Origin of the sequence: Domibacillus sp. PGB-M46 (genome assembly GCF_022668875.1) — a bacterium.
Lineage (GTDB): Bacteria > Bacillota > Bacilli > Bacillales > Domibacillaceae > Domibacillus.
On sequence record NZ_JAKGCR010000049.1, the window covers coordinates 1 to 9,815 of the forward strand.

Annotated in this window: 9 protein-coding genes and 1 rRNA gene; 9 read left to right on the top strand and 1 reads right to left on the bottom strand. The window is 42.6% G+C overall.

The window, feature by feature from the left end; genetic code table 11:
- The 9 genes from rrf to L2D08_RS23320 all read left to right on the top strand — a co-directional run.
- Nucleotides 1-81, top strand: a 5S ribosomal RNA gene (rrf, locus tag L2D08_RS24735); the annotation flags it as partial.
- A gap of 148 nt (nucleotides 82-229) precedes the next feature.
- Nucleotides 230-679 carry a hypothetical protein gene (locus L2D08_RS23285; RefSeq protein ID WP_242237883.1) on the top strand — a complete coding sequence of 150 codons (450 nt, stop codon included), beginning with the start codon at nucleotides 230-232 and terminating at the stop codon, nucleotides 677-679.
- A gap of 346 nt (nucleotides 680-1,025) precedes the next feature.
- Nucleotides 1,026-2,312, top strand: a complete 1,287-nt coding sequence (locus tag L2D08_RS23290) for an ATP-binding protein (RefSeq protein WP_242237885.1) — start codon at nucleotides 1,026-1,028, stop codon at nucleotides 2,310-2,312.
- Nucleotides 2,313-2,550: 238 nt separating this feature from the next.
- Nucleotides 2,551-3,291 carry a FadR/GntR family transcriptional regulator gene (locus L2D08_RS23295; RefSeq protein ID WP_242237887.1) on the top strand — a complete coding sequence of 247 codons (741 nt, stop codon included), beginning with the start codon at nucleotides 2,551-2,553 and terminating at the stop codon, nucleotides 3,289-3,291.
- A gap of 80 nt (nucleotides 3,292-3,371) precedes the next feature.
- Nucleotides 3,372-4,382, top strand: coding sequence for a mannonate dehydratase (locus L2D08_RS23300; RefSeq protein WP_242237889.1), 1,011 nt, complete (start codon nucleotides 3,372-3,374; stop codon nucleotides 4,380-4,382).
- A 90-nt stretch (nucleotides 4,383-4,472) separates the two neighbouring features.
- Nucleotides 4,473-5,471, top strand: coding sequence for a tripartite tricarboxylate transporter substrate binding protein (locus L2D08_RS23305; RefSeq protein ID WP_242237891.1), 999 nt, complete (start codon nucleotides 4,473-4,475; stop codon nucleotides 5,469-5,471).
- 72 nt (nucleotides 5,472-5,543) lie between these two features.
- Nucleotides 5,544-5,996, top strand: coding sequence for a tripartite tricarboxylate transporter TctB family protein (locus L2D08_RS23310; RefSeq protein WP_242237893.1), 453 nt, complete (start codon nucleotides 5,544-5,546; stop codon nucleotides 5,994-5,996).
- 12 nt (nucleotides 5,997-6,008) lie between these two features.
- The gene (locus L2D08_RS23315) at nucleotides 6,009-7,514 is read left to right on the top strand and encodes a tripartite tricarboxylate transporter permease (RefSeq protein ID WP_242237895.1); all 1,506 of its coding nucleotides are present in this window, start codon (nucleotides 6,009-6,011) and stop codon (nucleotides 7,512-7,514) included.
- 120 nt (nucleotides 7,515-7,634) lie between these two features.
- A protein-coding gene (locus L2D08_RS23320; protein ID WP_242237897.1) for an IS3 family transposase occupies nucleotides 7,635-8,785 on the top strand; the annotation gives its coding sequence in 2 pieces (ribosomal slippage) (nucleotides 7,635-7,908 and nucleotides 7,908-8,785; 1,152 coding nt in all).
- 58 nt (nucleotides 8,786-8,843) lie between these two features.
- On the opposite strand, the gene L2D08_RS23325 is transcribed toward L2D08_RS23320, so the two are convergent.
- Entirely contained in the window at nucleotides 8,844-9,551 is a 708-nt protein-coding gene (locus L2D08_RS23325) for a FadR/GntR family transcriptional regulator (RefSeq protein ID WP_242237898.1), read from the bottom strand.
- Between the last annotated feature and the right edge of the window lie 264 nt (nucleotides 9,552-9,815).

A 9,815-nucleotide genomic window follows, 5' to 3' on the forward strand; every position in this document is an offset into this window, starting at 1 on the left:
CATCCCGAACACGGCCGTTAAGCTCTTCAGCGCCGATGGTAGTTGGGGGTTTCCCCCTGTGAGAGCAGGACGCCGCCTGGCAAGACAAGACAACTTGAGAAATCAGGTTGTCTTTTTTGTTTAATGAAGAAATTAGAGACTGAGTTAGCATGCAGGGAAGAAAAGAGGGAATGAATAAGAAAGATGAAAATATAAAAACATTCTCCCCTCTTCAAAGGAGCTGTAAAACATGCGTGATTTAGTAAAAAGACGAAAAAGCCAGGTACGGTATCAGGTAAGACTCAGTAATGGCCAGTGGCTGCATGTTTATTTCTGGCGTGAAAAAGAATTTGTTTCTGATCGAGTCGTATACGTTTGGAATGCGGCCGTTATCATAACGGATTCGAGGAAGAAAGCGAACAGATGGAAGAATCGAAATCCGAAAGGTGCAAAAGAAAAAGCAACCGGGAAAGTCGGTCTTGAAGGGCTGAAAAAAGCTTTGGATATTATTCTCGAATTCAGATATCGCTTAAAACCAAATGAGTATTTATTTGTTGTATTTGATGATGAAAAAAGGAAAAGTGCGTATCGCTGGCTTGAACGATACGGGTTTATGCCGTTTTATAAAAATGGTGTGTTCAGAGCATATGGTACATTCAATCCCATGTATGGACAATGGTTACCAGAAAACACCAGCTAATTTCCATTATGTCGGCGTTACTTTTTATATACATATAAGAGGTGTTTATTTTATTTTTTGAAGGAAAGAACTTTAAGTGTTCTTTTCTTTTTTTGTAAGTATATTTGTTTTCATTCACTAGCATATCAAACTACAACAAAAACAGTCAGAACGAACAAAATGATCGATATTTGTCGAAGAAAAAATATAGGCATTTAACTGCGTTTATAGCAATATAGGAATATACTGTTCTCACATCGAGACCTTGAGATTGGAGTACCCTTCACTTTTCGAAAAGGTTGGCAAGTATGTGGCGGGTAGCTTATGAAATGCTTTCGTTTTTAATCTGTTTAAAAGGGGAGTTCCCATGAAAAAGACTGGCCGAATAATTTTAATTAGCACTTCCTTATGCTTTACTTTCATTCAGTTAATCTTTTTTAATTCTACATTTGAAAAAGAAATGTATGACCTGGTTGTCGCCACCTCAATCGCCTGGTTTGTCGGCCTGCAATATGACAAGTTAAAACTTGATCAGTTAAGAAGAAAGCAAAGTGAAGAAAATTATAAGCTGTTAATTGAATTGCTTCCTGAATCAGTTGTTATACAGCGAAATAACATTATTTTATATGCAAATAAGGCAGCCGAGAATATGTTGGGAGCCCAACAAAAAAGGGATCTTGTCGGCCGTTCTATTGTAGATTTTATTGAAGAAGGCTATTTAGAAAAGATACAAAATAACAAAGCGATCCCTAAACAGCCCCAACGTCCGCTCGTAAACGCGGTGTGCAAGCTTACGTGTTTAAATTTAAAACAGATTTATTTTGAATTCTCTTCGTTACAAATTATATTCGAAGGAAAAGAAGCAACATTATATATTGGCAAGGATATTACGTGTAAAAGAGAGCAAACGGAATCTCTTTTGCAAAAATCTGAGAAACTAGCAGTAGTTGGGCAGCTGGCAGCAGGGATTGCCCATGAAATCCGAAACCCGCTTACCTCTATTAAAGGATTTATCCAGCTGGTTCATTCTGAAACAAGTCAGCATAAAGATTTTTTAGAGATTGTATTAGCCGAATTGGAACGCATCAATGCCATTATTGGTGAATTTTTAGTACTGGCCAAGCCAAATGAAGTGAAATTTAAAAAAATGAATATCCAACCGCTGCTGGATGATGTAGTTTCTCTCATTAATTCACAAGCAATGATGGAAAATGTACAAATAAATCTTTCATACAGTATGCAGCTTCCTCAAATCGTTTGTGAAGAAAATCAGCTGAAGCAAGTATTTATCAATGTATTGAAAAATGCGATTGAAGCTATGCCAGGCGGGGGTGTTATCGAGGTTGGGGCTCACAAAAGCGAAGATGGTTATATCACCCTTTCTTTTAAAGACCAGGGAATAGGAATTCCAGAAGAACGTATTCCGACACTTGGAGAACCTTTTTATACGACAAAAGAAAAGGGAACAGGGCTTGGACTGATGACCTGTTTGAAAATTATTGAAAATCATAAGGGAGATATGCGCATTGCAAGTGAAGTAAACAAAGGAACGACGATTAGAATCTCACTTCCGCCAGCCGTTTTGTCTTTAAATGGAAAAGAAACCAAGACTGTGTGGAGTTTAAAAGAAGAACCATCTAGTCATTTTGGTTAAAAAGAGGTATATAATTGCCATTATCACCTTATATACACCCGTTCAGAACACTGTTTCATTTTTGAGCAGTGTTTTTTTGTGCGCAAAAAAAAACAAAGAAGCTTACGAAGTATTTCCACCGTTCAGCATGAAAAAAATAATTTCATTTATCCAATTGACAGTTAAATTAATTTGTCTTACAATAATCACAGAAAATTATTTATTGTAAGACTATTCGGAATAGTTGGGAGGGAGTGTCATGGGTGAAGGAGACAGTGTAAAGCTTCAAATTAAATCAGTGACTCGAAAAACGTTATCGAAACAAGTCATCGATGAAATTATCAATTTGCTTATTGAAGGACATCTTCGTCCAGGAGAGCGGCTTCCTTCAGAAGTAGAACTTATGGAAATCTGTAAAGTGAGCCGGCCTGTGATTAGAGAGGCCTTAACTTCCTTGGAGGTGATCGGCCTTATTCATCGCCATACCAGGCATGGGACCTTCTTTGCGGACAAAATTGGGAGTGAGCCTTTCTCGATTATGTTAGCGCTTTCTTCGAGAGACCTACTTTCCATTACCGAAATCAGGGTAGCGCTGGAGCTTGGATTAGTGACATTGGCTGCTGAGAAAATAACCAATGCCGATTTGAAAAAACTAAAAGCGACGATTGATCGCATGAAGGAACTGCCTACTGAAGATTCTTCCGAAGAAGACAAAGAATTTCACAGAATTATTGCGCTCAGTGCAAACAATGCTTTATTTAATGGATTGGTTCATCCATTGCAGCAATTTCATCGCCAGATTTTAAAAAAGATACCGCTGGAAGAAAGAAATTTAAAAGAAACGATACAGCAGCACCTTGATATTTATCATGCGCTTGAAAAACGCGATTCTCTGGCTGCCTACGCAGCTATGTATCATCACCTTAATTATGTTCGGCAAAAAGCCATTAAAAGCTTTCTGATACTTGAAGGTAAAGAAAGTACAAGTGAAAATATGTAAGCGGTTTATTAATTGGAGATTTACTGTGCCCGTCAATATAATGGGAACCTTTCCAGCAAACGGATAGAGGAGGAGAACGAATGAATATTTCGGTTACAACTAACTTCTTTGATCTTTCAGATACAGATTTAAAGCAAATGAGCCAGCTTGGCGTCGATTATATTGATTTCGGCAATGGTGCTTCGTTTCCAGGCGTGAAGGAGCAGGGGTATCCAGATCTGGATGCTTTATTAAAGCAAAGGAAAAGAATTCGTTCGTGGGGACTCGACATCAACCGTGTTACCCTGCCAAATATCTCGGAAGATTTTATGATTGAAAAGCCAGGCAGTGAGTTTGAGATCGAGCATTCTGTGAACGCTGTAAAAGTATTTGGAGAAGCAGGGATTAACATCGTTCGGCAGCGCTTTGCGGGAGATGTATTTTATGGCTTGTCTACTCCTTATCAGGCCATTCAGCGGGGCGGAGCGATTTCTCGTGGAGAAAGCTTAAGCTTTACAAAGGAAAAAGCAGCAACACCGACGCTTGAAGAAAGTACAAGATGGAGAAAGAAATTTAACGAGGTTTATAAAGAAATTGTTCCTGCTGCGCAGGATTACGGCGTTAAAGTCGGCATGCATCCATCTGATTCACCGCATCCGGACAGTCCGTTTGGCGGTCTTGGGTATCACCGGATCATTGATGAATATCCAAACAAAAATGTCGGCTATATTTACTGCGTTGGAACGAGAGCGGAAGAAGGCGGAAGCCCGCTTGTCATTGATGAGATTAATCATTATGGCCGCAAAGGAAGATTGTTTCTTATTCACTTCAGAAATGTAAGAGGCAGCCTTGCCACTGCGAAAGCATTTGAAGAAGCCCTGCTTGATGATGGTGATCTGAATATGTTTAAAATTTTGCTGGAGCTAAAAAAGGTTGGGTATGAAGGGTGCCTCAATCCTGACCATGTTCCGATTATGGCAGGAGATGCACCCGATACAGATGCTAAGTGGTCACATTCCAATGTAGGATGGAGTTCATCCAGCATCGGATTTGCTTATTCCATCGGCTATATAAAAGCGATGCTTACGGCTTTGAATGAATTTTGGGGATAACGCTTCTTCATTTGCATCATTGTGACCCTCTGCACCTAGACCGCTAAGAAGCCATCTATAACTATTTATTAAAACAGAGGAGGAAGTGGAATGAAAAAACGTTTTTCATTGATGGTATCGTCGATTATGATGGCGGGTGCTTTGTCTGCCTGTTCCGGAGCAGAAGAAACGGGTTCAACAGCTTCATCAGCAGGCAAAAGTGATTTTCCTAAAAAGCCGATCAGCATCATTGTCGCTTATGATGCTGGGGGAGGGACTGATACAACAGCCAGAACGCTTCAGCCATTTTTAGAAGAAGAGCTCGGGGAAACGGTAACCATTGTTAATCAGCCCGGCGGAAGCGGCTGGGTAGGATGGAATGCAATTGCTGCGGCTAAGCCGGATGGGTATACAATCGGGTTTTTAAATTCTCCAAACCTGGCCAGTGGATTGGTTAATCCTACAATGGAAAAGCAGGTGGACCTTGACAGCTTCGAGATGATCGGCAATCATGTTGTGGACCCGGGAGCGGTTGCGATACGGGTAGATGATAAACGCTTTTCAAACTTTAAAGAACTGGTTGAATATGCGAAGGACCACGAAGTAACAACAACGGCCACAGGGGTAGCAGGAGATGACCACCTGGTGACTTTGAAATTAAATGAAGCACTTGGCACCAAATTTAAAGCGATCCAGTTTGACGGCACCGCCAAGTCTAGAGCGGCTTTTTTAGGCGGACACGTTGACGTTCTTGTAACGAGTGTAGGTGAAGCATATCCGATGCACCTGGAAAAACAATTGAAAGTAGCCGCTGTGACAGCAGAAGAAAGATCGTCTTTCCTTCCGGATGTTCCAACAGTTGAAGAAGAAGGATTTGAGCAAGTGATTTCTCAATCAACAAGAGGGCTGGTTGCACCAAAAGGGATGGATGAAGAAACGATGGAAGTACTCGAAACCGCTTTTGAGAAAGCGGTAACAAATGCTGATCATGAAAAGAAAATGGAAGAGATCGGCACGCAGGTCGGCTATTACAATGCAGAGGATTACAGAGCGCTGCTTGAACAGGATGTAAAAGACATTGAAGGCTTAAAAGATTTGCTTGGCTGGTAAGTGTACCGCGTACCCGTCTCTATTTAGAGACGGGTACTTATTCTACTATTATCTGGCGGGGAGTGGATAAACGTGAAAAATTACGGTGTATGGGTAGGCATCTCTCTTTTGCTCTTTTCACTTTTTATGGTTCGTGAGTCGCTGAAATACCCGTATTACGGGGAGTATGGTCCGGGACCGGGCTTGTTTCCGCTTTGGCTGAGCGGGCTGATGGGATTGTTTTCTATTTTGTTTATATTGGATTCACTGCGGAAAAACAACAAGATTATGTTCTCAGAAGTACTGCCAAAAGGCGCAGCTTTGGTTGGTGTATTAAAAGTAGTACTGTCCATCTTTTTGTTTATTCTTATTTCACCTTTTCTCGGCTATATCGTCTCCAGTATTATCGTGATGCTTATTCTTCTTATGCCTGATTTTAAATGGAAAATATCGCTTAGCACAGCAGCTTCCGTCACAATTGTGTTATATGTCGTATTCAACCTTATTTTGGATATTCCGCTGCCGACGAATATGTTGGGATGGTAAGGAGGAGGCTTTATGGAGACAGTTCAATTATTAATGAACGGCTTTGAAATCGCATTATCGTGGCAGAATATTTTATACTGCCTGGCAGGCGTTTCCGTTGGCATGATTGTGGGCATTTTGCCGGGACTTGGTCCAAGTGCCGGGACGGCCCTTCTGATTCCGTTAACATTTGCGATGGATCCCATTTCGGCGATCATTATGCTGTCCGGTATTTTTTACGGCTCTATGTATGGCGGAACGATTACAACAGTTCTTGTAAATGTTCCCGGAGAAGCGGCATCGGTTGTTACAAGCCTGGATGGTTACCCGATGGCCCAAAAAGGCCGTGCCGGTGTGGCGCTTGGTATTTCTGCCATTGGCTCGTTTGTAGGTGGCGTTGTTGCCATCATAGGGGTTGCCCTTGTTGCGCCTCATCTTGTAAAATTTGCTCTTTCTTTTGGGCCGCCTGAGTATTTTGCTCTTATTCTGTTTGGAATGACAATGGTTGTCGGCTTAGCCGGAAAATCCATCATCCGTGGTGTACTGGCTGTTTTGATCGGGCTTGTGCTGGCCATGTTCGGAATTGCGCCAAGCTCAGGCGATATTCGCTTCTCATTTGGCCAGGCTTTTTTGATTGATGGGTTTGATTTTGTGACGATTGCTATGGGGTTATTTGGCTTATCAGAAATCTTGTTAGGCCTCGAGCAGCAAATGAAAAAGCCTGAAAAGCCGCCAAAAGTCAAAGGGCTGCTTCCAAACCGCCAGGAAATCCGCCCCTCTGCTATGTCCATCGGTCGGGGAACCGTTCTTGGCTTTTTCTTAGGGTTAATTCCGGGGATCAGTTCCGTTGTTCCATCTTTGTTGTCTTATTCAATGGAGAAAAGACTGGCAAAAGACCCGTCTCGTTTTGGAAAAGGAGCGATTGAAGGGGTGGCAGGGCCTGAAACGGCCAACAATTCCTTTACAGGAGGAGCTTTGATTCCATTATTTTTGCTAGGGATTCCAAGCTCAGCGACAATGGCTGTTTTGTTAGGAGCTTTTGTCCTTCATGGCCTGCAGCCAGGCCCAACGCTGTTTGTCCGGCATGCTGACTTTGTATGGGCGGTTATTGCAAGCATGTTTATCGGGAACCTGCTTTTGCTTTTTATGAATCTTCCTTTGGCGAAGTTTTGGGCTAAAATAGCAAGCATCCCATTTAACATGCTGTTTCCGATTATTATTGCTGTTTCCATCGTCGGAACATATTCGATCAGCAACAGCCTTTGGGATGTCGGCGGACTGCTTGTTTTTGGACTGCTTGGTTATGTGCTGAAAAAAGCAGACATTCCGGTAGCTCCTATTGCGCTCGTGTTTATTCTAGGAAAAATGATGGAAGAGTCGCTGCTTCAGACACTTGGACTGTATAATGGAAACTTCATGGAGATTTTTACTCGTCCGATTTCGGGCACGCTGATGGCACTGTCCGTTTTGGCTATCGCTCTTAGCATTGTCGCAGGTATGAAAAACAAAAAAACCTTATTGGGAGATTCCGAAGTGTAAAAGTAAAAGCCTTGAAGCCATACGGGACTGACCCCATAGAGTGAGACAAATAAAAACACCTTTAAGTTGAAAAACGGGTATGTAATTACCTAAAAAGCCAACTTGGAGGTGTTTTTTTCTATGGGTACAAGAGTCAGTTATCCAGCAGAAGTAAAAATGAAAGCTGTAAAAATGAGATTAGCTGGAGTGCCGGTCAAAGAAGTCTTAAAAGAATTAAATATCCGAAACAAGACGCAGCTTAAAACATGGATGAAATGGTACAAAGCAGGTGAACTTCATCGGTTTGAACAGCCAGTGGGCAAGCAGTATTCCTTCGGAAAAGATCCTGAAGACAAAAGCGAAACAGAAAAACTGAAGGCAGAAAACCGGTACCTCAAACAGCAGATTGAAGTTTTAAAAAAGTACGAGGAATTGGAGAGGAAGTGGTACCGGAAACAGCCGTAGAATTAGTGGAAGAACTCAAAAACAGCTTGCCCGTCAGGGAAATATGCCGGCATCTTGGTATTGCTAGATCCACTTACTATCGCTGGAGAAGACAGAGCCGGGAAGAAACATCCAAGCAGGCCATTGAACGAAAAATCGGCACGTTGTGCCGGAACCATAAGTTTCGATATGGCTATCGTAAAATCACAGCCTTATTAAAACGGGAGATGTCGATTAACCATAAAGCGGTACAGCGTGTGATGCAGAAGTACGGCTGGCAGTGCCGGGTGAAAGTAAAGAAACGCAGGCAGACAGGACAGCCTTGTCATATTACCGATAGTCTATTGAAAGGTGATTTCCAGGCAGATCAGCCTCTTCAAAAGCTCGTCACAGACATTACATACTTGCCTTTTGGTCAGAAACAGCTGTATCTTTCAAGTATCCAGGATTTATTTAACGGCGAGATTATTGCCTATTCTATTGGAGGGTGCCAGGATACAAATTTTGTGCTCGGCACCCTTTCGCAGCTTCTCTCCCTGCCGGAAGGGTGCATCCTGCACAGCGACCAGGGATCTGTTTACACATCTCCCGCTTATCAGCAGGCAGTCAAAGAAAAAGGCATGATCATGAGCATGTCCCGAAAAGGGACACCCGCTGATAATGCCTCCATCGAATCGTTTCATTCCTCGCTAAAGTCTGAAACGTTCTATCTCGACAAGTTAGAAAGCACTACGACGGCCATCGTAGAGCAAACTGTCGAAACCTATATTCACTATTATAACCATATCCGTATTCAAGCGAAACTAAACAACCAGCCACCGGTCAAGTACCGGCAGCTGGCTGCTTAAAGGTGTTTTGATCCCTGTCTCAAAAATGGGGGTCAGTCCCCTACGGCTTCAAGGCTTTTTATTCGTCATTCGCTGAGGAATATTGAAGGACTTTTTGACGGACAAAATCAAGATGCTTGTACATTTGTAAGAAGGCGTCCTGTGGATCGCGTGCCTCGAGGGCCGCGTAAATGGCTTTATGGTACTCTACCGTACGTTCCCGCTCCCTCACTTGAATCAAGCTGTTAACTTTGTTGTGGGTGATCAGAAGAGAATCAATCATCCCTTCAACAATAGGGTTGTTAGCGCTTAAAGCTATAATGTGATGAAATTCCTTATCCGCTTCGCCATAGTCATTATCCTCACTGTTCGCAATGGTATCAATCGTTTTTCTTAGCTTTTCCAGCTGCTCGTCCGTAATTTTCTCGGCGGCCATAGTTACAAGCCCTAACTCCAAAGCCATGCGCGCTTCAATGATAGCGGGTAAGTTATCGGTTGCCAGCGCCAGCATAACAGAGAAAGGATGAGTGCCGACTTTATTGTTGAAAAAAGTCCCTTCCCGTGTTTTTCGGGTAATAACGCCGAGTGTTTCAAGAGCACTGAGTGCTTCCCGAAGGACCGGTCTGCTGACACCAAGTTCTTCCATCAGCTCCATCTCGGGCGGAAGCTTGTCTCCCGCTTTCATTTGACCGCTGACAAGCAGCTGCACAATTTGTTCAACTACTTGTTTGGAAAGGGTGCTGCGGTGAACGGATTGAACACCCAGCTTTTTAGATGATTCCTCCATGGTGTAACCTCTTTTCTCTGCCTTTATCTATGTAATCTTATTGTAAGACGAATTGCACAATAGTGCCACTTATTTGTGCATGATAGGAGGAGAAAGAACGAATTCAAAAGAAAAAGCGCTCCTTTTAAAGCAAGAGCGCTTGTTGTATACAATTAACGAACGAAGCAAGGGCGTTTCGGATCAAACGTCCATCCTGGAATCAAATACTGCATAGCGAGTGCATCATCGCGTGCACCGAGCCCTTTTTCTTTATACAGCTGGTGG

Excerpts from the sequence above, each read along its gene's own strand:
- L2D08_RS23295 (WP_242237887.1), top strand. The coding sequence starts at position 2,551 with ATGGGTGAAGGAGACAGTGTAAAGCTTCAAATTAAATCAGTGACTCGA.
- L2D08_RS23290 (WP_242237885.1), top strand. The coding sequence starts at position 1,026 with ATGAAAAAGACTGGCCGAATAATTTTAATTAGCACTTCCTTATGCTTT.
- L2D08_RS23305 (WP_242237891.1), top strand. The coding sequence starts at position 4,473 with ATGAAAAAACGTTTTTCATTGATGGTATCGTCGATTATGATGGCGGGT.
- L2D08_RS23325 (WP_242237898.1), bottom strand. The coding sequence starts at position 9,551 with ATGGAGGAATCATCTAAAAAGCTGGGTGTTCAATCCGTTCACCGCAGC.
- L2D08_RS23315 (WP_242237895.1), top strand. The coding sequence starts at position 6,009 with ATGGAGACAGTTCAATTATTAATGAACGGCTTTGAAATCGCATTATCG.
- L2D08_RS23285 (WP_242237883.1), top strand. The coding sequence starts at position 230 with ATGCGTGATTTAGTAAAAAGACGAAAAAGCCAGGTACGGTATCAGGTA.
- L2D08_RS23300 (WP_242237889.1), top strand. The coding sequence starts at position 3,372 with ATGAATATTTCGGTTACAACTAACTTCTTTGATCTTTCAGATACAGAT.